Raw genomic sequence first — 23,708 nt, forward strand, 5'->3', positions numbered from 1 at the left:
CGTTCTCCTTGCTTTGAACCTGGTTTATACCGCGATCTGGTGATCCTGCAGGCCGGGGCTGCTGACGCGGTAGATGCCGATCTCACCTAACAGATTAGGCCATAGCTTACTGGCCCACCCGTGGCGGTGCTGTTGATCCACCGCAAGGCGATCGATGACCTTGGCTTCACGTTCGCGGCAAAGCTCTTCGAAGTCTTCGAAGGTGCAGAAGTGGATGTTCGGCGTGTTGTACCAGGTGTACGGCAGGAATTCGGAGACCGGCATCCGCCCCTTGCTGGCCAGGTACCAGCGGCAGCGCCAGTGGCCGAAGTTGGGGAAGGTGATGATGCACTGGCGGCCGACCCGCAGCATTTCGTCGAGGATCCGGTCCGGGTAGTGCACGGCCTGCAGGGCCTGGGTCATGACCACGATATCGAAGCTGTTGCTGGCGAAGTTGCCCAGGCCCTTGTCCAGGTCCTGCTCGATGACGTTGATGCCCTTGGTCACGCACTCGGCGATGTTGTCCGGGTCGTTTTCCAGACCATAACCGGTGACCTGCTTGTGATCGCGCAGCCAGCTCAGCAGTTCGCCATTGCCGCAACCGAGGTCGAGCACGCGGCTGCCGGCGGGGATCCATTCCTGGATGATTTCCAGATCAGCTCTCATGGCTTGTTCACACCGTAATTCGGTTCATGTAATTACCGAACGCCTGCAAGTAGCGCGGGATCGGAATCAGGAAGGCGTCGTGGCCCTGTGGCGCATCGATTTCCAGGTAGCTGACGTCCTTGCGCGCGGCCATCAGGGCGTCCACCAGCTCCCGCGAGCGGGCCGGGGAGAAGCGCCAGTCGGTGGTGAAGGACATCACGCAGAATTTGGCCTTGGCGCCTTCGAAGGTTTTCGCCAGGTTATCGTCGAAGTTCGCCGCCGGATCGAAGTAATCCAGGGCCTTGGTCATCAGCAGGTAGGTGTTGGCATCGAACCGCCCGGAGAACTCCTCGCCCTGATAACGCAGGTAGCTTTCGACCTGGAACTCGACGCTGTGGAAGTCGTAGTTGAGCTTTTCGCTCTTCAGGCCACGGCCGAATTTCTCGCCCATGGAGTCGTCGGACAGGTAGGTGATGTGTCCGACCATCCGCGCCAGCATCAGCCCGCGCTTGGGGATCACGCCCTGTTCCTGGAACGAACCGCCGTGGAATTCGGGGTCGGTGAGGATGGCCTGGCGCGCCACTTCGTTGAAGGCGATGTTCTGCGCCGACAGCTTGGGCGCCGAGGCGATGGCCAGGCAATGGCGCACCCGGTCCGGGTAGGTGATGGTCCATTGCAGGGCCTGCATGCCGCCCAGGCTGCCGCCGATCACGGCGGCCCACTGGTGGATACCGATCCGGTCGGCCAGGCGTGCCTGGCTGTGCACCCAGTCTTCCACGGTCAGCACCGGGAAATCGGCGCCGAACGGCTTGCCGGTGTCCGGGTTGATGCTGCTCGGGCCGGTGGAGCCGTTGCAGCCGCCGAGGTTGTTCAGGCTGACGACGAAGAACTTGTTGGTGTCGATCGGTTTGCCCGGGCCGATGCAGCTGTCCCACCAGCCCGGCTTGCGGTCGTCGGGGCTGTGGTAGCCGGCGGCGTGATGGTGGCCGGACAGGGCGTGGCAGATCAGCACGGCATTGCTCGCCGTGGCGTTCAGCTGGCCGTAGGTCTCAAAGATCAGATCATAGGCTGGCAGGGAGCGACCGCAGGCCAGGGCCAGGGGCTCGCTGAAGTGCGCCACTTGCGGCGTCACCAGACCAACGGAATCGGCGGGAAAGGCAGTTGGCATCGACCCTGCTCTCGTTTAAATGAGGCGTAAGTCTAAAGACCGCTGCCCCCAGCGGCAAGCAAAGGCCGGGGCTGATTTCATTGCATTGCCAAGCGGGCCATTTATCGCGAGCAAGCTCGCTCCTACAGGGGCTGCGGTGACCTTGTAGGAGCGAGCTTGCTCGCGAAACAGGCTCAGGTCTGGCGCGTCAGGCCAGGCAGATCCGGCAGCTTCTTCGGCGCGTTGATCCGCACCCGTTTCTGCCGGTTCAGCTCGCCACTGATCAGGCTGACCTGGCTCTTGGACACGCCGAACGCCTTGGCCAGGAACGCCATCAGGTAGGCGTTGGCCTTGCCCTCCACTGGCGGCGCGGTGAGGCGGATCTTCAGGCGCTCGCCATGCAGCCCGGCGAAGTCATCGCTACGGGCCGCAGGTTGCAGGTGACACTCCAGGATCAGGTCGTCGCCGTCCCAGCGAAAGTAGCTCATCACAGAGGCCGGGTCAGATCAGCAGGCGCAGGATTTCCGGCATCATGGTCATCGCTGCCAGGTTGTTGATCACCAGCATGTCGATCAGCTTGAGCACCATGAACGCCAGGATCGGCGAGATATCCAGGCCGCCCATGCTCGGCAGGATGCGGCGGAACGGCGCCAGGGCCGGCTCGCAGATCTGGTTGACCAGTTCGGCGCCCGGGTTATGGCTGCCCGGGGCGACCCAGGAAAGGATCACGCTGATGATCAGGGCGAAGAAGAAAATCTTCATGAACAGCGCGGTCACGCCAATGATCGACCAGATCAGCAGCTGCACCGGGTTGCCGGTGGTGCCGTAGGTCAGCAGCAGGGTCAGGGCCATCAGCAGCAGTTGCACGACGATCGCCAGGATCAGCGACGACATGTCCAGGCCGAACAGGCTCGGGATGACCCGGCGCATCGGCTTGAGCAGCGGCTGGGTGGCGCGCACGGCGAACTGGCACAGCGGGTTGTAGAAGTCGGCGCGTACCAGTTGCAGCACGAAGCGCAGCAGCACGATCAGCAGGTACAGGCTGCCCAGGGTTTGCAGCACGTACACCGCCGCAGTGTTCAATCCAATCATCATTGGCTCCTTATTGGCCCAGTTGTTCGGCCATCTCGGCCGAGCGGTGCGCGGCGGCACCCAATGCTTTTTCCACCAGGGCTTCGAAGCCGCTGGCCTGGAACGACTTGATCGCCGCTTCCGTGGTACCGGCCGGCGAGGTCACGCGGCGGCGCAGTTCGGCCGCGTCGACGTCGCTGGACACCGCCATGTGCGCCGCGCCCAGCGCGGTCTGCAGGGTCAGTTGCCGGGCGGTTTCCCGTGGCAGGCCGAGCTTCTCGCCGGCGGCGGTCATGGCTTCGATCAGCAGGAAGAAATACGCCGGGCCGCTGCCGGACACCGCGGTCACCGCGTCCAGTTGCTGCTCCTGTTCCAGCCACAGGACGATGCCCACAGCCGACAGCAGCTCTTGCGCCTGCTGGCGTTGCTCCGCGCTCACCGCGGCGGTGGCGTACAGGCCGCTGGCGCCCTGGCGCAGCAGGGCCGGGGTGTTGGGCATACAGCGCACAATCGGCTGCTCGCCGAGCCATGTGTTCATGCTGGCGCAGGTGATGCCGGCGGCGATGGACACGATCAGCTGGTGCGGCTTCAGGCTGGGGCGCAGGGCTTCGCACACGGCCTTCATGGCCTGTGGCTTGACCGCCAGCACCACCACGTCGACGCCGTCGATGGCTTCGGCGTTGTCGGCGAACAGTTCAATGCCGTGCTCGGCCTGGACCTTGGCGCGGGTTTCGGCGCCCGGGTCGCTGGCGCGGATCTGGCTGGCGTCCAGGCCCTTGGCGCGCAGGCCGCCGATCAGGCTGGCAGCCATGTTGCCGGCGCCGATAAAGGCGATACGAGTCTTGCTCATGACAGGTCCTTATTCAGAGGTGGGGCCGCCACGGTCATGGCTGGCCATAATCGCGAGCGCCAAACAGGGCGGTACCGATACGTACCCAGGTGGCGCCTTGGGCGATGGCCGCTTCGAGGTCGTGGCTCATGCCCATGGAAAGTGTGTCGGTTGGCAGGTCCAGGCTGGCGTGCAGGTTTTCGTTCAGGCGGCGTACGGCCGCGAAGGCGGCGTCCTGGGCGGCACGATCTTCGGTCGGCTCGGGAATCGCCATCAGCCCGCGCAGTTTCAGGCGCGGCAAGGCGCCGATGGCGCTGGCCAGGGCGGGCAGGTCGGCCGGCGTGCAGCCAGACTTGCTGGCCTCGCCGCTGACATTGACCTGAATGCAGATGTTCAACGGCGGCAAGTCGGCCGGGCGTTGCTCGGACAGGCGTTGAGCGATTTTCAAGCGATCCACGGAATGCACCCAGGCGAAGTTCTCGGCGATAGCTCGCGTCTTGTTCGACTGAATGGGGCCGATGAAGTGCCAACTCAAGGGCAGGTCGCCGAGTTCCGCCTGTTTGCCCAGGGCTTCCTGCAGGTAGTTCTCGCCGAAGTCGCGCAGGCCGGCGGCGTAGGCTTCACGCAGCGCCGCGGCAGGCTTGGTCTTGCTCACGGCCAGCAGGTGGATGCTGCTTTCGTCACGTTGCGAGGCCTGCGCCGCGGCACGGATCCGTGCGCTAACCAGGGCGATGTTGTCTGCTATCGTGGACATTCGATGTACGCCAGCGGGTCTTGGGTTCGCGGCATTCTACTGGAATTGGGGAACGCTATGGATATCACTGAGTTGCTGGCCTTCAGTGTCAAACAGGGCGCTTCGGACCTGCACCTCTCGGCCGGTTTGCCGCCGATGATTCGCATCGACGGCGATATTCGCCGGATCAACCTGCCGGTGCTGGAGGCGCAACAGGTGCACGAGCTGATCCTGGCCAGCATGACGGACCCGCAGCGGGCCGAGTTCAAGGCCGCTCTGGAGATCGACTTTTCCTTCGCGGTGCCGGGCCTGGCGCGCTTTCGGGTCAATGCCTTCAACCATCAGCGCGGCGCTGGCGCGGTCTTTCGCAGCATTCCGGCCAAGGTGCCGAGCCTGGACGAACTGGGCATGGGCGAGGTGTTTCGCCGCATCAGCGAAGTGCCCCGCGGCCTGGTACTGGTGACCGGACCGACCGGTTCGGGCAAGTCGACCACCCTGGCGGCGATGATCGATCACCTGAACCAGAGCCGGCACCAGCACATCCTCACCATCGAGGACCCCATCGAGTTCATCCACGAATCGAAGAAGTGCCTGATCAACCAGCGCGAGGTGCATCGCGACACCCACAGCTTCTCCACGGCGCTGCGTTCGGCCCTGCGCGAGGACCCGGATGTGATCCTGGTCGGCGAGATGCGCGACCTGGAAACCATTCGCCTGGCGTTGACCGCCGCGGAGACCGGGCATCTGGTGTTCGGTACCCTGCACACCACCTCGGCGGCGAAAACCGTGGACCGGGTGGTGGATGTGTTTCCGGCCGAGGAGAAGGCGATGGTCCGCTCCATGCTCTCCGAATCGCTGCAGGCGGTGATTTCCCAGGCGCTGGTGAAGCGGATCGGCGGAGGCCGGGTAGCGGCCCACGAGATCATGCTGGGCAGCGCGGCGATCCGTAACCTGATCCGCGAGGACAAGGTGGCGCAGATGTATTCGGCGATCCAGACCGGCGGGGCGCAGGGGATGCAGACCCTGGACATGAGCCTGAAGGCGCTGGTGGATGCCGGGCTGGTCAGCCGGGAGCACGCCCGGGAGAAGGCGCGGGCGCCGGAGAGTATTTGAGGGGGAGGGGTATCGGGGCGGCAAATGCAATCGCGAGCCATCGAGCATGGCTGCTCGATGGCTCGCGATCAGGGAAAGCGGATCAGCGCTGGACGATGCGCAGGGTGTTCTGCTCTTTTGGCAGGACCCGCTTGGCCACTACGTAGTTCTTGTCCCAGTACGGCTTCTTCAGGGTATCGATGGTCACCGACTTGCCGCGGCGCGGCGCGTGGATGAAACGATCGTTGCCCAGGTAGATGGCGACGTGGTTGACCCGGCGGCTCTTGAGGTTGAAGAACAGCAGGTCGCCAGGCTTGAGGTCCTTGCGCTCGACTTTCTGCCCGTGGCCGCTGGCCATGGCATTGGAGGTGCGCGGCAGATCGACGGCGGCGACGTCGTTGAACGCGTATTTCACCAGGCCGCTGCAGTCGAAGCCTTTGCTTGGGCTGCTGCCGCCCCAACGGTAAGGGGTACCCAGTACGTTGACGGCACGGCTGAGCACGGTGCTGCTCTGCTTGGCCGCCATCTGCGGCACCGGCTTGCTGCTGACGCTGCTCAGGTGGGTCGGGCGTTTGACCGACAGCTTGTTCTTGGAGCTGTTCTTGCTGACTTGGGTAACGTGGGCTTTTGGAGTGAAGCCGTTCACGTTGGGAAGACGTTGCTCACGATTGGTGGCGTGGGCGGCCAGTGGCATCAATAGGCAAATGGTTAGCCATGTCTTGAAAAATGGACGCATTAGGCAAGGCTCATATGGGTTAGCGCGCAACTTTATAACAGCTTTTTTGTCACTTCTCAGGCCGTTGGTCGATTCAACCTGGAGGTCAAATTCGCTGAAGAGGCGGCAAATTGACGCAATTGTCCGACAGAAGTCAGGCAGTACAAGGGTTTCACGGCAGCGACCTTAACATTTGCCACACGTCGGCTGCCTGTAAAAAAGTCACAAAGAATTAAAGAAAATTTATCTATTGCGTGGAACGAGGTACTCAATGAACACCTATCGCCCGGACGGTTCGACCCATGACACCCACAGCAAGGTGATCGGTTACCTGTTGTGGATTTTCGGTTTTACCGGCTCTCACCGCTTCTATTACGGCAAGCCGATTACCGGAACTATCTGGTTCTTCACCCTGGGCTTGCTGGGCATCGGCTGGCTGATCGACCTGTTCCTGATCCCGGCCATGGACCGTGAGGCCGACCTGCGTTTTACCCCGGGACCGATCGAGTACAGCGTCGCCTGGATCCTGCTGACCTTTCTCGGGATCTTTGGCGTGCACCGTATGTATCAGGGCAAATGGATCAGCGGCCTGCTGTACCTGCTGACTGGCGGGGTGTTCTTTCTGGGGGTCTTGTACGACTTCTGGACACTGAACGACCAGGTGTCGTTGCGTAACGCGCAGCGGCGTTGAATGCAGGAGCGCTATCGCGAGCAGGCTCGCTCCTACAGAAGAAGTACGGCGCCCATGTGGCCTGTGCCGTACCTGTAGGAGCGAGCTTGCTCGCGATCATGGCCGTCAGCCCTTGTGGCTGATCCGCCCATCCACCAGGGTGTAGCGCACCACGCCCGGCAGGCTATGGCCGAGGAACGGGCAGTTCTCGCCTTTCGACAGCCAGCGTTCGCCGGCCACGGTGGACGTGCTCGGGTCGAACAGCACCAGGTCCGCCGGAGCGCCCACCGCCAGCTTGCCGGCTGGCAGGCGCAGGGCGTCGGCCGGGCCGCTGCTCAGGCGTGCCAGCAGGGTCGGCAGGTCGAGCAGGCCGTCTTCCACCAGGGTCATGGCCAGCGGCAGCAGCAGCTCGACGCTGCTGATGCCTGGTTCGGTGGCGCCGAAAGGCGCCAGCTTGGCATCGCGTTCATGGGGCTGGTGATGGCTGGAAATGGCCTGGACCACCCCGGACTTCACCGCTTCACGCAGGCCTTCGCGGTCGGCGCGCGAGCGCAGCGGCGGCTGTACGTGATAGAGGCTGGAGAAGTCGATCAGCGCGTCGTCGGTGAGGATCAGCTGGTACAGCGCTACATCGGCGGTCACCGGCAGGCCACGGGCCTGGGCCTGGGCGATCAGGGCCACGCCGCGGGCGCTGGTCAGCTGGCTGAAGTGGGCGCGCACGCCGCTTTGCTCCACCAGCAGCAGGTCGCGGGCCAGGGCCACGGTTTCCGCGGTTTCCGGAATGCCCGGCAGGCCGAGGAAGCTGGCGGTGGCGCCTTCGTGGGCCAGGCCGCCTTCGGCCAGGTCGCGGTCCTGGGAGTGGAAAATCACCGTCAGGTCGAAGGTCGCCGCGTATTCCAGCGCCCGGCACAGGGTGCGGGCGCTGCGGAAGCCCTCCAGGCCGTTGCCGAAGGCCACGCAGCCGGCATCGCGCAGGGCGATCAGCTCGGCCAGCTGTTCGCCGTCCAGGCCTTTGCTCAGGGCACCGATCGGGAACACCTTGGTATTGCCGGCTTCGCGGGCGCGATCGAGGATCAGCTCGGCCACCGCCGAGGTGTCCAGCACCGGCTTGGTGCGCGGCGGGCAGCACAGGCTGGTGACGCCACCGGCCGCGGCGGCGCGGGTTTCGCTGGCGATGGTGCCTTTGCGGCTGTAGCCCGGCTCGCGCAGGGAGACGTTCAGGTCCACCAGTCCGGGCGCGGCCACCAGGCCTTTGGCGTCGAGGCTTTCGACCGCGTTGAAACCGGCGGGCGCGGCGCCGATGGCGACGATCTTGCCGGCTTCCAGATGGATATCGCTGACTTGATCCAGGCCGCTGCTTGGATCGATGACACGGGCGCCGAGAATGCTGAGCTTCACTGGGCGTTCTCCTGCTCGAATTGTCGCTGGGCGGTCTGCCCGCTCATGGCCATGGACAGTACGGCCATGCGTACCGCGATGCCGTAGGTCACCTGGTTGAGGATCACCGAGTGCGGACCGTCGGCCACCGCCGATTCGATCTCCACGCCGCGGTTGATCGGCCCCGGGTGCATGACGATGGCGTCCGGCTTGGCGCCGGCCAGGCGCGCGGTGGTCAGGCCGAACAGGCGGTAGAACTCGCCCTCGCTCGGCAGCAGGCCGCCCTGCATGCGTTCACGCTGCAGGCGCAGCATGATCACCACGTCGACGTCTTTCAGGCCTTCGGCCATGTCGGTGTAGACCTTCACCCCGTATTGCTCGATGCCGATCGGCAGCAGGGTCTTGGGCGCGATCACGCGGATGTCCGGGCAACCCAGGGTTTTCAGGGCCAGCATGTTCGAGCGCGCCACCCGCGAGTGCAGGATGTCGCCGACGATGGCCACCGAGAGGTTTTCGAAGCCGCCCTTGTGCCGACGGATGGTGAGCATGTCGAGCATGCCCTGGGTTGGGTGGGCGTGGCGGCCGTCGCCGCCGTTGATGATCGCCACCTGCGGGCACACATGTTCGGCGATGAAGTGCGCGGCGCCGGAGTCGCCGTGGCGCACGACGAACATGTCGGCGGCCATGGCTTCGAGGTTGCGCAGGGTATCGAGCAGGGTTTCACCCTTGCTGGCCGAGGAGGTGGACACGTTGAGCGTGATCACGTCCGCCGACAGGCGCTGGGCCGCCAGTTCGAAGGTGGTGCGGGTGCGGGTGGAGTTTTCGAAGAACACGTTGCACACGGTCTTGCCGCGCAGCAAAGGGACTTTCTTCACCGCCCGGGCGCCGACTTCGAGGAAGGAGTCGGCGGTGTCGAGGATTTCCGTCAGCAGCTCGCGACGCAGACCGTCGAGCGAGAGGAAATGGCGCAGCTGGCCCTGATCGTTGAGCTGCAGCGGGCGCTTGGCGTCTAGAGGCGTCATCGCAATGGACTCTTTAGAGGGGCGAATTAAAGGGCGAGGTCTTGAAGCTCGAGTTGAAGCGGCGCAGGACCGGACAATTTTACCCGCTCGTGGGCGGCCAGCGACAGGGTGGCACCGACCACGTTCGGGCGAATCGGCAGCTCGGCGGCGTCCAGGTCCAGCAGGCAGACCAGGGTCACGCTGGCCGGGCGGCCATAGTCGAACAGCTCGTTGAGGGCGGCGCGGATGGTGCGGCCGCTCATCAGCACGTCGTCGATCAGGATCAGGTGCTGGCCCTCGATCTCGAACGGCAGCTCGGAAGGGCGCACCTGCGGGTGCAGGCCGTTCTGGCTGAAGTCGTCGCGGTAGAAGGACACATCCAGGGTGCCCAGCGGCGCGTCGCTGCCCAGTTCCGCGAGCAGGGCCTGGGCGACCCAGACGCCGCCGGTACGGATGCCGATATAGCGGGGCTCGCTGATGGCGCGTTGTTCCAGGTGGGCGGTGAGACGCACGGCCATCTGGCTGATCAGTTCGGCGGGATTGGGCAGGCTCATGATTGCTCCTTCGTGGGCCCGCGCCTGGTTGCGTGCAGCGAGGCGCAGGGTCTTACGGCTGGTGTTGTGGCCAGGAGGCGCGTGGCCGGGGGGGCCACGCATCTTCAGGATTCGGCGTTTCAGTTGTTCAACAGCGCTGCGTTTTCGTCGAGCCAGCCTTGCAGCAGCAGGGCGGCGGCGATGGCGTCGACCGGGTTGTCGCGGTAACTGCCTTTCTGGCCGCCCCGGGCCAGGCGTTCGCCCTTGGCCTCGAAGGTGGTCAGGCGTTCGTCATGGGTATAGAAGGGCAGGTTGTAGCGGCCATTGAGGCGCCGGGCGAATTTCTCGACGCGCACGCACATCTCGCTCGGGGTGCCGTCCATGTTCAATGGCAGGCCGACCACCACCGCGTCCGGCTTCCATTCCTTGATCAGGGCTTCGACCTGGTTCCAGTCCGGTACGCCATTCTGCGCCTTCAGGGTGCACAGCTCGCGGGCCTGGCCGGTGATGGCCTGGCCAACCGCCACGCCAATCTGTTTGGTGCCGTAGTCGAACCCGAGGATCAGTCGCAGGGCCATCAGGCGTGGCCCGCCTGGCTGGTCAGCAGGGCGAGGTTGATGCCCAGGTGCTTGGCCGCCGCTTCCAGGCGCAGCTCGCTGCTGGTGTTGAACAGGATGTCGGCGTCGAACGGGCAGGTCAGCCAGGCGTTGTCCGCCAGCTCGGCTTCCAACTGCCCGGCTTCCCAGCCGGCATAACCGAGGGCGATCAGGCTTTTGGCCGGGCCGACGCCATCGGCGATGGCGAACAGCACGTCCTGGGACGTCGACAGCGACAGGCCATCCAGCTCGACCGTGGCCTGGAAGGTCGGGCCGCTGGGATGCAGGACAAAACCGCGATCGGTCTGCACCGGGCCACCGATGAAGATCGGCACATGCTGGCAGAGCGCTGGCGGGTCGATCTCGGGGCGCAATTGCTCGAGGATGTCGGCGAGGTTCAGGTCCTGCGGACGATTGACCACCAACCCCATGGCGCCATTGGCATTGTGCTCGACGATGTAGGTCAAGGTGTGCGCAAAGTTCGGGTCGGCCATGTGCGGCATGGCGATCAGGAAGTGATGCTTGAGGTAGCTGGGGCTGACGTTTTTCATGAGCGCTAGTGTGGCGGTGGAGGGGCGAACTGACAAGCTGGGGATGCGCGGCACCGGGCATTTTGGTCGGCCTTTTGCAGCTGTGTCGGCATCGGGTCCATCGCGAGCAAGCTCGCTCCTACAGGTATTGCCCCGTCCCTGTAGGAGCGAGCTTGCTCGCGATAAGGCTGGGCGGATGGCTTCGCCCTGGAATCAGTTGCTGGACAGCCTGTCGCCGCGGGCGAACTTCCAGGTGCGGATGATCTCCAGCCGGTCGATATCCGACAGGTCGCCGGTAAAGGGCGCGAACGGCGCCGCCAGGCGCACGATGCGCTGGGCCGCCTGGTCCAGCAGCGGCTGGCCGGAGGACTCCAGCACCAGCACCTCATACAGCGAGCCGTCGCGGTTGATCGAGACCATCAGCCGCAGGTTGCCGTAGATCTGCTTGCGCCGGGCTTCTTCCGGGTAGTTGAGGTTGCCGATGCGCTCGACCTTCTTGCGCCACTCGTCCTTGTACCAGGCGCCCTTGTCGCGCATGGTCGAGGCCGCGCTCAGGCGGTGGATGCGCGGGCGCTTGGCATACAGCTGCTGCTCCTGGGCCAGTTCGGCCTCCAGGCTGGCGATGTCGCTGGACAGCTGCTCGCTGTCGAACGTCGGTACGGGAACCTTGGGTTTGGCCTCGGTCTTGACCTCTTCACGCTTGGTGACGGTCTTTTTCGGCTTTGGCGCGGTGGTGGCGACCGCGGCCTTGGGTGCGGCTTCCTTGACTTCGGTCTTGGCTGGAGGCGGCGGGGTGACCTTGTTGACTTTGTTTTCCTGGAACGGCGCCACTTCGGTGGTCTTCGGGATCGCCTTCTTGTCCAGGGTGCCGCTGCCTTGCTGGTTTTCCTGGGCAAGGAAATCGGCCTTCTTCGGCTTGGTCTCGCTCTTGAAGGTGGCCAGGGTGATTTCCAGGGTCTTGCTGATCTGCTTGGGTTCGGCGAAGGAGAAACCCAGGCCGAGAATCAGCGCGATATGCAGCAGGGCGGCCAGGAACAGGGTAAATCCCAGGCGATCGGCCGGGCGCACGCCGCTGTGGGCCAGCTCGGGGGGCAGATCGGAAGGGAGAGCCATCAGCGGTTCACAACAGTCATCAGCGGTTCAACATCACAAAAAACTTCACAAGACCAACATTGCGGGTTTCACAGGCGGCGCATGATAACGCAATGTTGGTTTCAAGCCGTAAGCCTCGAGCTTCAAGCGACAAGCTGCATGCGACAGCCGTCAAGCTTGTGGCTTGCGGCTCGCAGCTTGCAGCTTCTTCTCGATGGCATCCATCAGCATTGCGCCGATATTGGTGCCGAAGGCGTTGTCGATCTCGCGGATGCAGGTCGGGCTGGTGACGTTGATTTCGGTCAGGTGCTCACCGATCACGTCGAGCCCCACGAACAGCAGGCCTTTCTCGCGCAGGGTCGGGCCGACCTGTGCGGCGATCCAGCGATCTTTCTCGGTCAGCGGCCGGGCTTCGCCACGGCCACCGGCGGCGAGGTTGCCACGGGTTTCGCCGTGGGCGGGAATCCGCGCCAGGCAGTAATCCACAGGTTCGCCGTCGATCATCAGGATGCGTTTGTCGCCATCGACGATGGCCGGCAGATACTCCTGGATCATGATCTGCTGCTTGCCATGCTGGGTCAGGGTTTCGAGGATCACCGAGAGGTTCGGGTGGCCGGCGGTGTGACGGAAGATCGACGAGCCGCCCATGCCGTCCAGCGGCTTGAGGATCACGTCACCGTGATGGTCGGCGAATTCGCGCAACACGTCCGGGCGACGGCTGACGATGGTCGGCGGCGTGCACTGCGGGAACAGGGTGGCGAACAGCTTTTCGTTGCAGTCGCGCAGGCTCTGCGGCTTGTTGACCACCAGCACACCGTCGCGCTCGGCCTGCTCCAACAGGTAGGTGGAGTAGACGAACTCCATGTCGAACGGCGGGTCCTTGCGCATCAGGATCACGTCCAGTTCGCTCAGGGCGCTGTCGGTCTCGGCCTCCAGCTCGAACCACTTGTGCGGGTCGGCGAACACCTTCAGCGGACGCATCCGCGCCCGGGCCACGCCACCGGTCGCCTGGTACAGGTCGCGCTGCTCCATATAGAACAGGGTCCAGCCGCGTTCCTGGGCGGCCAGCAGCATGGCCAGCGAGCTGTCCTTCTTATAGGAGATGCTGGCGATAGGGTCCATGACAATCCCGACGCGAACGCTCATGGGCGGTTTCCTCGAAAATTAGTGGGCGCAATGGCTTGAAAAAGTGGCGTCAGAGTGGCGCTCGGGCGGTTCCCGGTCAAGGAAAAACCACCGCGCCGGCCGGCCGATAGATTGCATGGGGAGAGTATGCTAAAAAGGCTCGCATGCCGTGCTCAGGCCTTGAACATCAAGGGCTTGAGGCACTGGCTACCAGTACGGGCAGAAAATCGATTCGCTGTGGCGATGGTAGAGCAGATATGGAACAGCAATCCAGCGCCCTCAAGGTGATGGTGATCGATGATTCGAAGACGATTCGCCGCACGGCCGAAACGTTGCTGAAGAATGTGGGTTGTGAAGTCATTACCGCGGTCGACGGTTTCGAGGCGCTGGCCAAGATCGCCGACCACCACCCGGACATCATCTTCGTCGACATCATGATGCCGCGGCTCGATGGCTATCAGACCTGCGCGCTGATCAAGAACAACAGCGCGTTCAAGTCCACGCCGGTGATTATGCTGTCCTCCAAGGACGGCCTGTTCGACAAGGCCAAGGGTCGCATCGTCGGCTCTGACCAGTTTTTGACCAAGCCTTTCAGCAAGGAAGAGCTGCTGAGCGCGATCAAGGCCCATGTGCCGGGGTTCGCCGCAGTAGAACAAGCACATTGAGGTCCGGCCAGCGGGCCGCACGCCTATTCGTATGGGGAAGACCATGGCTCGTATTCTGATCGTCGATGACTCGCCGACTGAAATGTACAAACTGACCGGCATGCTGGAAAAGCACGGCCATGAAGTCCTGAAGGCCGAAAACGGCGCCGACGGCGTGGCCCTGGCGCGCCAGGAAAAGCCCGACGCGGTCTTGATGGACATCGTCATGCCCGGCCTCAATGGCTTCCAGGCCACCCGTCAGTTGACCAAGGACGCGGAAACCAGCCATATCCCGGTGATCATCATCACCACCAAGGATCAGGAAACCGACAAGGTCTGGGGCACTCGCCAGGGCGCCAAGGATTACCTGACCAAGCCGGTCGACGAAGACACCCTGATCAAGACCCTGAACAGCGTCCTGGCCGGCTGACCGCCCGCGCCATGGCCGAGTCGCAAACCGCCTTCGAACTGCTGCTCGAGATCGACCAGCGCTGCCGCCTGCTGGCGGCCGATTTGCCCTCCCAGGAAACCCGCCAGCACGGCTGGAGCGGGATCGGCTTTCGCATCGGCGAGCATTGGTATGTGGCGCCGATGGGCGAAGTCAGCGAAGTCCTGCACGAGCCGCGTTATACGTTGCTGCCCGGGGTCAAGCCTTGGGTCAAGGGCGTGGCCAACCTGCGCGGACGGCTACTGCCGATCATGGACCTGTGCGGCTTCTTCGGTCATGAGCTGTCGGCGCTGCGCAAGCAGCGGCGGGTGCTGGTGGTCGAGCACAAGGAAGTGTTCGCCGGCTTGATGGTGGACGAGGTGGCCGGCATGCAGCATTTCGAGCAGAGCAGCCTGAAGACGGCTGCCAGCGGTAGCGAACAGGGCGCCATCACGCCGTACCTGCGCGGGTATTTCCCCTGCGAGCAGGTCTGGTGGGTCTTCAGCCCCTTCGCCCTGGCGCAGTCGCCGGGGTTTCTGGATGTGGCGCTGTAGGCGCGAGACCTGCTCGCGATGAATAGTGCGCGATGAACCTGCAGAACCGCGCCGTCCATTGCGCGGGCAACAGAACAACCGGAATTCAGGTGTGCAGATGCTAAAAGCCAACCCAGGCAAGCCAATGGAAGGATCGCGCAGCCGCTCGCAGATCATCGTGCTGTTCATCGCCCTGATCGTGTTCATCATGCTGCTGTTCGCCAACTTCGCTTACCTCAACACCCAGGCCACTTACGACAAGCAGTACATCGGCCACGCCGGCGAGCTGCGGGTGCTGTCCCAGCGCATCGCCAAGAACGCCACGGAAGCTGCGGCGGGCAAGGCCGCGGCCTTCAAGCTGCTGGGCGATGCGCGCAACGATTTCGCCCAGCGCTGGGGCTACCTGAAAAAAGGCGACCCGGCCACCGGGCTGCCCGCCGCGCCGGTGGCGGTGCGTAAGGAAATGCATGCGGTGCAGCAGGACTGGGACAAGCTGCTGCACAACGCCGATGCGATCCTGGCCAGCGAACAGACCGTGCTGTCTTTGCATCAAGTGGCCGCGACCCTGGCGGAAACCGTGCCGCAGCTGCAGGTCGAGTATGAAAAGGTCGTGGAAATCCTCCTGCAGCGCGGCGCTCCAGCCGCCCAGGTGGCCATGGCGCAGCGCCAGTCGCTGCTCGCCGAGCGCATTCTCGGCGCGGTGAATACCGTGCTGGCCGGCGACGAGAACGCGGTGCAGGCCGCCGATGCCTTTGGCCGTGACGCGGCGCGCTTCGGCCAGGTGCTGAGCGGCATGCTCCAGGGCAACCCGACCCTGAAGATCAGCCAGGTCGAGGACCGCGATGCGCGGGCGCGCCTGACCGAGATCAGCGAGCTGTTCCAGTTCGTCTCCGGCTCGGTGGACGAAATTCTTGAAACCTCTCCCGAGCTGTTCCAGGTCCGCGAATCGGCGAGCAATATCTTCAGCCTGTCGCAGACCCTGCTCGATGAAGCCTCGCACCTGGCCATCGGCTTCGAGAACCTGGCTGGCGGTCGTTCGCTGGACACCATCGGCGGTTATGTCCTGGGCCTGGCGGCGCTGGCCTCGATCATCCTGATCGGCCTGGTGATGGTGCGGGAAACCAATCGCCAGCTGCACGAGACCGCGGAGAAGAACGAGCGCAACCAGAACGCGATCATGCGCCTGCTGGACGAGATCGAGGACCTGGCCGACGGCGACCTCACCGTGACCGCCTCGGTCACCGAGGATTTCACCGGCACCATCGCCGACTCGATCAACTATTCCGTGGATCAGTTGCGCGACCTGGTGGCGACCATCAACCTCACCGCCGGCCAGGTCGCCGGCGCGGTGCAGGAAACCCAGGCCACCGCCATGCAACTGGCCGAAGCCTCGGAGCATCAGGCCCAGCAGATTTCCGAAGCCTCCACCGCGATCAACGAAATGGCCCAGTCCATCGACCAGGTGTCGGCCAACGCCGCCGAGTCCTCGGCGGTGGCCGAGCGTTCGGTGGAGATCGCCAACAAGGGCAACGAGGTGGTGCACAACACCATCCACGGCATGGACAACATTCGCGAGCAGATCCAGGACACCGCCAAGCGCATCAAGCGCCTGGGCGAGTCTTCCCAGGAAATTGGCGACATTGTCAGCCTGATCGATGACATTGCCGACCAGACCAATATCCTCGCGCTCAATGCGGCGATCCAGGCCTCCATGGCCGGGGATGCCGGGCGCGGCTTCGCGGTGGTGGCCGATGAGGTGCAGCGCCTGGCGGAACGTTCTTCGGCGGCGACCCGGCAGATCGAGACCCTGGTGCGGGCGATCCAGACCGACACCAACGAGGCGGTGATCTCCATGGAGCAGACCACCTCGGAAGTGGTGCGTGGCGCCCGGCTGGCGCAGGATGCCGGGGTGGCCCTGGAAGAAATCGAAGGCGTCTCCAAGACCCTGGCGGCGCTGATCCAGAGCATCTCCAACGCCGCCCAGCAGCAGACTTCGTCGGCCGGACAGATATCCTTGACCATGAACGTGATCCAGCAGATTACTTCACAGACTTCGTCCGGCTCGACCGCGACGGCCGAAAGCATCGGCAACCTGGCGAAAATGGCCAGCCAGCTGCGGCGCTCGGTGTCCGGTTTCACCTTGCCGGCCAGTCGCGAGCAGACGCCGCGGGAAAACCGCTGAGGCCGGAGCACGACTTTGATGGGAATGGTAATGGGTGATCGGCACGACTATGTGGCCCTGGAATGGGTCAAGGGCGAAATTGCCGAAACGCTGAAGCAGGCCCACCAGGCGCTCGATCACCTGGTCGACGAGCCGCAGGCGGTGGAAGCCCTCGACCAGTGCCTGGACTGCATCCACCAGGTCCACGGCAGCCTGCAGATGGTCGAGTTCTATGGCGCGGCGCTGCTCGCCGAAGAAATGGAAGCCCTGACCCTGGCCCTGCGCGAATACCGCGTGGCCCAGCGCGACGAGGCGATCTACCTGCTGCGCCAAGCCATCAGCCAGTTGCCGCAGTACCTCGACCGGGTGCAAAGCGCGCGCCGCGACCTGCCGCTGGTGGTCTTGCCGCTGCTCAACGACCTGCGCAGCGCCCGGGGCGAAGGCCTGCTGAGCGAAACCAGCCTGTTCAGCCCGCAACTGCCGGACCTGCCGGCGCTGGACGAGGCGACGCTGAACCGCCTGGCGCCCCCCGACCTGACCATCCTGCTGCGCAAGTTGCGGCACATGCTGCAAACCGCGCTGGTCGACCTGCTGCGCGAACAGGATGTGAAAAACAGCCTGGGCTACATGGCCAAGGTCTTCGAGCGCCTCCAGGTGTTGTGCCAGAACGCCCCGCTGGGGCCCTTGTGGCAGATCGCCCTGGCCCTGGTGGAAGGCATGGGCAGCGGGGCGATCGCCAACAGCCCGGCGGTGCGCAGCCTGCTCAAGGATGCCGACCGCGAGCTCAAGCGCCTCTATGAACAGGGCATCGCCGGAATCAACCAGCCAGCCCCCGAAGAATTGCTCAAAAGCCTGTTGTTTTACATCGCCAAGGCCCGCTATCCCACCGCGCAGATGCAGACCATGAAAGACGCTTACGGACTCGATGACGCTTTGCCCGACAATGCGCTGGTCGACCAGGAACGGGCCCGCATGGCCGGCCCCGACCGCGACGCCATGCGCTCGGTGCTGTCGGCCCTGTGCGAGGAACTGGTGCGGGTCAAGGAGCGCCTGGACCTGTTCGTGCGCAGCGACCGCCAGCACGCGTCGGACCTGGACAGCCTGCTGGCGCCTCTGCGGCAGATCGCCGACACCCTGGCGGTGCTGGGTTTCGGCCAGCCGCGCAAGGTCATCATCGACCAGCTGGCGGTGGTGCTGAGCCTGGCCCAGGGCCAGCGCGAACCGAATGACGCGGTGCTGATGGATGTGGCCGGGGCGCTGCTTTATGTGGAGGCGACCCTGGCCGGCATGGTCGGCCCGGCCGAACCCGAGAGCCGCGAAGAGAGCCGCCTGCCGACCACCGACCTGACCCAGATCCACCAACTGGTGATCAAGGAGGCGCGGATCTGCCTGCAGCAGGCCAAGGACCTGATCGTCGACTACATCGACGCCGGTTGGGACCGCGAGCACTTGCAGGCGCTGCCGGAGCTGCTGACCCAGGTGCGTGGCGCTTTGGCGATGATCCCCCTGAGCCGGGCTGCGGGCCTGCTGGAAGCCTGCATCGGCTTCGTGCGTGAACACCTGCTGCTGGACCCGCGCCAGCCCGGCTGGCAGCAGCTGGACAATCTGGCCGACGTGATCACCAGCATCGAGTATTACCTGGAGCGCCTGAGCGACGATCACCAGGCGCCGGGGGAAAAGATTCTCGACGTGGCCGAGCAGGGCCTGGCCGCGCTGGGCTATGTGCCACAAAAGCAGGCACCGGACGAGTGGGTAGCGAGCGAACAGGTGCCGCTGCTCAGCGATGTGCTCAGCCCCAACGAAGCCCTGGTGATGCAGGACCTGCAGGAGCTGGACAGCCCGGAAGTGGTGCAGTCCCTGGCCGATGTGCTGGCCAGCCCGGTCTCGGCGCTCAACCCGCCGGCGCTGGACACACCGGGTAGCCTGTTGCCGCCGCCGGGCGATGAAGCGCCGGTGGACGACGAGCTGCGTGAAGTCTTCCTCGAAGAGGCCGACGAAGTACTCGACGTGCTGCGCGAGTACCTGCCGCGCTGGGCCGCCGACCCTCACGGCAAGGCGGCGCTGGGCGAAATCCGCCGGGCCTTCCATACCCTCAAGGGCAGCGGGCGGATGGTCCGCGCGCTGGTGCTGGGCGAACTGGCCTGGGCCGTGGAAAACCTGCTCAACCGTGTCCTGGAACACAGCGTGGAGCCAGGGCCGCAGGTGCGGCAATTGCTCGAAGAGGTGTTGCAGCTGCTGCCGGAGCTGGTCGCCGAGTTCGCCGCCCAGGCCCAGCGCCAGCGCGACGATGTCGATCGCCTGGCTGCCCGGGCGCACGCCCTGGCCAAGGGCGAAACGGCGTCGGTAGACGAGCCGGAGGACGGGCTCGATCCGCAGTTGCTGGAGATCTTCCGCAACGAGGCCGAAACCCATCTGGAGAGCATCAAGCGCTTTCTCGAGCAAGCTGCCGAGCACTTGCCCTTGCAGGCCAGCGACGAATTGCAGCGCGCCTTGCACACCCTCAAGGGCAGCGCCTACATGGCCGGCGTGCTGCCGATCGCCGAGCTGGCGGCGCCGCTGGACCTGCTGGCCCGGGAATACCGCGCGCACCTGATGGCCCTGGACCTGGACGAAGTCGAGCTGCTGCTGGAAGCCGAAGGCCTGTTTCGCCGTGGCCTGCAACAGCTGGGCAGCGACCCGCTGGCACCCATCGAAGGCGCCGACGACCTGATCGAACGGGTCAAGGCGCTGACCGCCGAGCGCCTGGAAAACCTGCTCAACGCGCCCAATACCGGGCTGCGGGTCAAGCGCGATGCGCAATTGATCAGCAGCTTCCTGGCCCAGGGCATGGACATCCTGCTGGATGCCGAAAACCTGCTGCGCCGCTGGCAGCAGCACCCCGGCGAGCGCCAGGAACTCAGTGCGCTGCTGGACGAACTGACCACCCTCGGCGAAGGCGCGCACCTGGCGGACCTGCAGCCGATGGACGAGCTGTGTGAGGCGCTGCTGGACCTGTACGGCGCCGTGGAAGAAAGCAGCCTGGCGGTCGGCGAGCGGTTTTTCCATGAGGCGGAAAACGCCCACGAAGCCCTGATCAATATGCTCGACGAACTGGCCGCCGGCCAGGAAATCAGCCCGCAACCGGCCATGGTCCGGGCCTTGCGCGAACTGCTCGAGGAAAGCCTCGACCCGTCGGCCATGGGCCTGATCCGCAGCGATGGCAGCCGCACCCTGAGCATCACCGACCTGGCCAGCGCCACCGCCAAGATGGAGCAGGAAGCGCCGATCGAGGTGGAGGGACCGGACGCTGAAATCGTGGCGATCTTCCTCGAAGAGGCGGTGGATATTCTCGAAAGCGCCGGCCAGGCCTTGCAGCGCTGGCTGGCCGACCCGGACAACGGCGCGCCGCTGTCCTCCTTGCAACGCGACCTGCACACCCTCAAGGGCGGCGCGCGCATGGCCGAAGTCGGCCCGGTGGGCGACCTGGCCCAGGAACTGGAAAACCTCTACGAAGGCCTGGTGGATCGCCGTTACCAGCATGGCGAGGCCCTGGTCGACCTGCTGCAACGCAGCCATGAGCAACTGGCGCTGCTGTTGCAGCAGTTGCAGGCGCAGCAAGCGCTGAGCGATCCGAAGGCGTTGATCGAGGCAATCCGCGGTTTTCGCCAGCGCAGCGGGGTCACCACTGAAATGCCCGAGGCGGCGGTGGCCGACGATTCTGCGGCCCACGATCCGGAGCTGCTGGAGATATTCCTCGAAGAAGGCTTCGACATTCTCGACAGTTCGGGCGCGGCGCTGACGCGCTGGCAGGCCGAGCCGGCCAGCCGCCAGGAAGTGGAAACCCTGCTGCGCGACCTGCACACCCTCAAGGGCGGCGCGCGCATGGTGGAGATCGCGCCGATCGGCGACCTGGCCCATGAACTGGAATTTCTCTACGAGGGCCTGTCCGCGGGACTGCTGCAAGCGACCCCGGCGTTGTTCGGCCTGTTGCAGAAAAGCCAGGACCGGCTGGCGCAGATGCTCGACGCCGCCCGTGCCGAACAACCGATCAAACCGGCCGACAGCTTGATCGAGGCGATTCGCGGCTTCACCCATCCGACCCAGGCCGAAGCGCCGCCTCTGCTGCTGCCCGACCTTAGCCCACCGAGCAAACCCGAGCCGCCAGTGGTACCGGCGGAAGCCGTGGTGGCCGGGGATATGGTCAAGGTCTCGGCCGAGTTGCTCGATGATCTGGTCAACCTGGCCGGGGAAACCTCGATCTTCCGTGGGCGCATCGAGCAGCAGGTCAACGATGCGCGGGTGGCCCTGAGCGAAATGGAAACCACCATCGAGCGTATTCGCGACCAGTTGCGCCGCCTGGACACCGAAACCCAGGGGCGAATCCTCAGCCGCCAGCAGGTCGAGGCCGAGCGCCTGGGGTACGAGGAATTCGACCCGCTGGAGATGGACCGCCATTCGCAGTTGCAGCAACTGTCGCGGGCCTTGTTCGAGTCGGCGTCCGACCTGCTCGACCTCAAGGAAACCCTGGATCGGCGCAACCAGGATGCGGAAAACCTGTTGCAGCAGCAGGGCCGGGTCAATACCGAGCTGCAGGAAGGCCTGATGCGCACGCGCATGGTGCCGTTCGAGCGCCTGGTGCCGCGCCTCAAGCGCATCGTCCGCCAGGTGGCCGAGGAGCTGGGCAAGGATGTGTCGTTCAGCGTCGGCAACGCCGAGGGCGAGATGGACCGTAACGTGCTGGAACGCATGGTCGCGCCCCTGGAACACATGCTGCGCAACGCCGTCGACCATGGCCTGGAGTCCGCCGAGGTGCGGCGCGCCGCGGGCAAGCCGGAGCAGGGGCGGATCACCCTGGACCTGTCCCACGAAGGCGGCGATATCGTCTTCGACATGCGCGACGACGGCGCCGGGGTGCCGCTGGAGGCGGTGCGGCGCAAGGCGATCAAGCGTGGCCTGCTCGCCCCCCATGTCGAGATCAGCGATCGCGACGTACTGCAATTCATCATGCAGCCGGGGTTTTCCACAGCGGAAAAAATCACCCAGATTTCCGGGCGCGGGGTGGGCATGGACGTGGTCCATGAAGAGGTGCGCCAGCTCGGCGGCTCGATGACCATCGACTCGATCCCGGGGCAGGGCGTGCATTTCCGCATTCGCCTGCCGTTCACCCTGTCGGTCAACCGCGCACTGATGGTGCAGTGCCTGGAGGAGCAGTACGCGATCCCGCTGAACACCATCGAGGGCATCGTCCGGGTACTGCCCCACGAACTGGAAAGCTACTACCAGCTCGACTCGCCCCATTACCAATACGCCGGCCAGCGCTATGAGCTGTGCTACCTCGGCGAGTTGCTGCACACCGTGGCCCGGCCGAAACTGCTGGGGCAGAGCCTGCCGCTGCCGGTGCTGCTGGTGCACTACAACGAACACCGGATCGCCGTGCAGGTGGACGCCATGGCCGGCACCCGGGAAATCGTGGTCAAGAGCCTGGGGCCGCAGTTCGCGGCGGTGCAGGGGCTGTCCGGCGCGACCATCCTCGGCGATGGCCGGGTGGTGCTGATCCTCGATCTGCTGGCGCATATCCGCGCCCTGCAGACGCGCTTGCCACTGCCGCGCATGGCGGTCGGCGATGAAGTGAGCGCCGAGGTCGAACCGCTGCGGCCGAGGCTGGTGCTGGTGGTCGACGACTCGGTGACGGTGCGCAAGGTCACCAGCCGCCTGCTGGAACGCCACGGCATGAACGTGCTGACCGCCAAGGATGGGGTCGACGCCATGGCGCTGCTGCAGGAGCACACCCCGGACCTGATGCTGCTGGACATCGAAATGCCGCGCATGGACGGCTTCGAGGTGGCGATGCAGGTGCGCGCCGACCCGCGCCTGCAACAGCTGCCGATCATCATGATCACCTCGCGCACCGGCCAGAAACACCGCGACCGGGCCATGGCCATCGGCGTCAACGACTACCTCGGCAAGCCTTACCAGGAGTCGGTGCTGCTGGAGAGCATCGCCCAGTGGAGCAGACCCCATGCATGACTACCGCGCCAGCTTCCTCACCGGACTGCTGCTGCCCCTGGCCGACCGCACCCTGATCCTGCCCAACGTCGCGGTGGCCGAACTGATCGACTACCAGCGCGGCGAACCCGCCAGCGACGCGCCGCCCTGGTACCTGCGCTCCGTGGCCTGGCGCGACCGCCAACTGCCGCTGATCAGCTTCGAGGCTGCCTGCGGGCAGCCCCTCGCCATCGGCGAACGCGCCCGCATCGTGGTGCTCAACACCCTGGGCGGCCGTGAGCGCCTGAAGTTCATCGCCCTGGTGATCCAGGGCATCCCGCGTTCCTGCCGGCTCGACAGCCAGCTGAGCTACGTCGACGTGCCGCTGTGCCGGCTGGAAAAGGCCGCGGTGCAGGTGGGGGAGCAGGTGGCGAAGATTCCGGATCTGTTGGGGTTGGAGGAGATGCTGGTGAAGGCGGGGTTGTCTTAGGCCCTGTCGAGCGGCTTGATCGTTCCCTATTTGGGACTGATGGGGCGCCACTGATCTGTAGGAGCGAGGCTTGCCCGCGATGGCGTCCGTGCTGGCGCTGCATTTTTTGGACGGTGTACATATCCGTTTCTGCGGTCACGGCTACTTAGGGTTCCGCCCTTACGGCGGGTCACTTTTGGCAAACGCCCCAAAAGTAACCAAAAGGTCTTGCCCCTGCGTACGGCCTTCGCTGCGCTCAGGTTCCCTCGCTCCGGTGTCCATCAGGGGGCATCGACTCCGGTCGGCTTCGCTTCGACCTCCATACGATGTCCTCGACTGCGTCGAGGGGCGCTGCGCGCCATCCCCCTGATGAAC

General features: G+C 64.8%; 22 protein-coding genes. 8 read left to right on the plus strand and 14 right to left on the minus strand.

The window, feature by feature from the left end:
- Positions 1–24: 24 nt before the first annotated feature.
- From metW to DK261_RS12330, 6 genes are all read right to left on the minus strand, one after another.
- On the minus strand, positions 25–645 hold the full coding sequence (gene metW / locus DK261_RS12305) for a methionine biosynthesis protein MetW (protein WP_110175772.1): 621 nt from the start codon (positions 643–645) through the stop codon (positions 25–27).
- A gap of 7 nt (positions 646–652) precedes the next feature.
- The gene (locus tag DK261_RS12310) at positions 653–1,792 is read right to left on the minus strand and encodes a homoserine O-acetyltransferase (RefSeq protein ID WP_009051317.1); all 1,140 of its coding nucleotides are present in this window, start codon (positions 1,790–1,792) and stop codon (positions 653–655) included.
- A gap of 173 nt (positions 1,793–1,965) precedes the next feature.
- Entirely contained in the window at positions 1,966–2,259 is a 294-nt protein-coding gene (locus tag DK261_RS12315) for a DUF167 domain-containing protein (RefSeq protein WP_028683556.1), read from the minus strand.
- A gap of 13 nt (positions 2,260–2,272) precedes the next feature.
- Complete coding sequence (locus DK261_RS12320; protein ID WP_009051315.1) at positions 2,273–2,863, minus strand: YggT family protein; 591 nt, start codon at positions 2,861–2,863, stop codon at positions 2,273–2,275.
- 10 nt (positions 2,864–2,873) lie between these two features.
- Positions 2,874–3,692 carry a pyrroline-5-carboxylate reductase gene (proC, locus tag DK261_RS12325; RefSeq protein WP_009051314.1) on the minus strand — a complete coding sequence of 273 codons (819 nt, stop codon included), beginning with the start codon at positions 3,690–3,692 and terminating at the stop codon, positions 2,874–2,876.
- A 34-nt stretch (positions 3,693–3,726) separates the two neighbouring features.
- Positions 3,727–4,425, minus strand: a complete 699-nt coding sequence (locus DK261_RS12330) for a YggS family pyridoxal phosphate-dependent enzyme (protein WP_009051313.1) — start codon at positions 4,423–4,425, stop codon at positions 3,727–3,729.
- A gap of 57 nt (positions 4,426–4,482) precedes the next feature.
- On the opposite strand from DK261_RS12330, the gene DK261_RS12335 reads away from it, so the two are divergent.
- Positions 4,483–5,517, plus strand: coding sequence for a type IV pilus twitching motility protein PilT (locus tag DK261_RS12335; protein ID WP_053270126.1), 1,035 nt, complete (start codon positions 4,483–4,485; stop codon positions 5,515–5,517).
- A gap of 82 nt (positions 5,518–5,599) precedes the next feature.
- Here the strand turns inward: DK261_RS12335 and DK261_RS12340 are convergent, their stop codons facing one another.
- Positions 5,600–6,232, minus strand: coding sequence for a C40 family peptidase (locus DK261_RS12340; RefSeq protein ID WP_009046022.1), 633 nt, complete (start codon positions 6,230–6,232; stop codon positions 5,600–5,602).
- A gap of 250 nt (positions 6,233–6,482) precedes the next feature.
- On the opposite strand from DK261_RS12340, the gene DK261_RS12345 reads away from it, so the two are divergent.
- Positions 6,483–6,902, plus strand: coding sequence for a TM2 domain-containing protein (locus tag DK261_RS12345; RefSeq protein WP_009051311.1), 420 nt, complete (start codon positions 6,483–6,485; stop codon positions 6,900–6,902).
- A 105-nt stretch (positions 6,903–7,007) separates the two neighbouring features.
- On the opposite strand, the gene DK261_RS12350 is transcribed toward DK261_RS12345, so the two are convergent.
- The 7 genes from DK261_RS12350 to gshB all read right to left on the minus strand — a co-directional run bounded on the left by DK261_RS12350 (position 7,008) and on the right by gshB (position 13,156).
- Positions 7,008–8,279, minus strand: coding sequence for a dihydroorotase (locus DK261_RS12350; protein ID WP_110175773.1), 1,272 nt, complete (start codon positions 8,277–8,279; stop codon positions 7,008–7,010).
- Positions 8,276–9,280: an aspartate carbamoyltransferase catalytic subunit gene (locus DK261_RS12355; RefSeq protein ID WP_007929978.1), complete on the minus strand. Its 1,005-nt coding sequence runs from the start codon at positions 9,278–9,280 to the stop codon at positions 8,276–8,278. Before DK261_RS12355 ends, DK261_RS12350 begins: the two co-directional genes overlap by 4 nt.
- A gap of 26 nt (positions 9,281–9,306) precedes the next feature.
- The gene (gene pyrR / locus DK261_RS12360; protein ID WP_007929976.1) at positions 9,307–9,813 is read right to left on the minus strand and encodes a bifunctional pyr operon transcriptional regulator/uracil phosphoribosyltransferase PyrR; all 507 of its coding nucleotides are present in this window, start codon (positions 9,811–9,813) and stop codon (positions 9,307–9,309) included.
- A 119-nt stretch (positions 9,814–9,932) separates the two neighbouring features.
- The gene (gene ruvX / locus DK261_RS12365; protein ID WP_110175774.1) at positions 9,933–10,370 is read right to left on the minus strand and encodes a Holliday junction resolvase RuvX; all 438 of its coding nucleotides are present in this window, start codon (positions 10,368–10,370) and stop codon (positions 9,933–9,935) included.
- On the minus strand, positions 10,370–10,939 hold the full coding sequence (locus tag DK261_RS12370) for a YqgE/AlgH family protein (RefSeq protein WP_007929972.1): 570 nt from the start codon (positions 10,937–10,939) through the stop codon (positions 10,370–10,372). Before DK261_RS12370 ends, ruvX begins: the two co-directional genes overlap by 1 nt.
- Positions 10,940–11,131: 192 nt before the next feature.
- Positions 11,132–12,031, minus strand: a complete 900-nt coding sequence (locus DK261_RS12375) for an energy transducer TonB (protein WP_007929970.1) — start codon at positions 12,029–12,031, stop codon at positions 11,132–11,134.
- 150 nt (positions 12,032–12,181) lie between these two features.
- Positions 12,182–13,156 carry a glutathione synthase gene (gene gshB, locus DK261_RS12380; protein WP_009051309.1) on the minus strand — a complete coding sequence of 325 codons (975 nt, stop codon included), beginning with the start codon at positions 13,154–13,156 and terminating at the stop codon, positions 12,182–12,184.
- A gap of 236 nt (positions 13,157–13,392) precedes the next feature.
- On the opposite strand from gshB, the gene pilG reads away from it, so the two are divergent.
- From pilG to DK261_RS12410, 6 genes are all read left to right on the plus strand, one after another.
- Positions 13,393–13,800: a twitching motility response regulator PilG gene (pilG, locus tag DK261_RS12385; protein ID WP_016704855.1), complete on the plus strand. Its 408-nt coding sequence runs from the start codon at positions 13,393–13,395 to the stop codon at positions 13,798–13,800.
- Between the two features lie 43 nt (positions 13,801–13,843).
- Positions 13,844–14,209, plus strand: a complete 366-nt coding sequence (pilH, locus tag DK261_RS12390) for a twitching motility response regulator PilH (RefSeq protein WP_007929961.1) — start codon at positions 13,844–13,846, stop codon at positions 14,207–14,209.
- A gap of 11 nt (positions 14,210–14,220) precedes the next feature.
- The gene (locus tag DK261_RS12395; protein WP_038575084.1) at positions 14,221–14,760 is read left to right on the plus strand and encodes a chemotaxis protein CheW; all 540 of its coding nucleotides are present in this window, start codon (positions 14,221–14,223) and stop codon (positions 14,758–14,760) included.
- Between the two features lie 97 nt (positions 14,761–14,857).
- Entirely contained in the window at positions 14,858–16,921 is a 2,064-nt protein-coding gene (locus tag DK261_RS12400; RefSeq protein ID WP_009051306.1) for a methyl-accepting chemotaxis protein, read from the plus strand.
- 30 nt (positions 16,922–16,951) lie between these two features.
- Positions 16,952–22,906 (plus strand): Hpt domain-containing protein, encoded by a 5,955-nt coding sequence (locus DK261_RS12405; protein ID WP_110175775.1) that lies wholly within the window; start codon positions 16,952–16,954, stop codon positions 22,904–22,906.
- The gene (locus DK261_RS12410) at positions 22,899–23,354 is read left to right on the plus strand and encodes a chemotaxis protein CheW (protein WP_009046013.1); all 456 of its coding nucleotides are present in this window, start codon (positions 22,899–22,901) and stop codon (positions 23,352–23,354) included. The genes DK261_RS12405 and DK261_RS12410 overlap by 8 nt, the downstream gene beginning before the upstream one ends.
- Positions 23,355–23,708: the final 354 nt, after the last annotated feature.

Origin of the sequence: Pseudomonas sp. RW409 (assembly GCF_003184125.1) — a bacterium.
Taxonomy (GTDB): Bacteria; Pseudomonadota; Gammaproteobacteria; order Pseudomonadales; family Pseudomonadaceae; genus Aquipseudomonas; species Aquipseudomonas chlororaphis_I.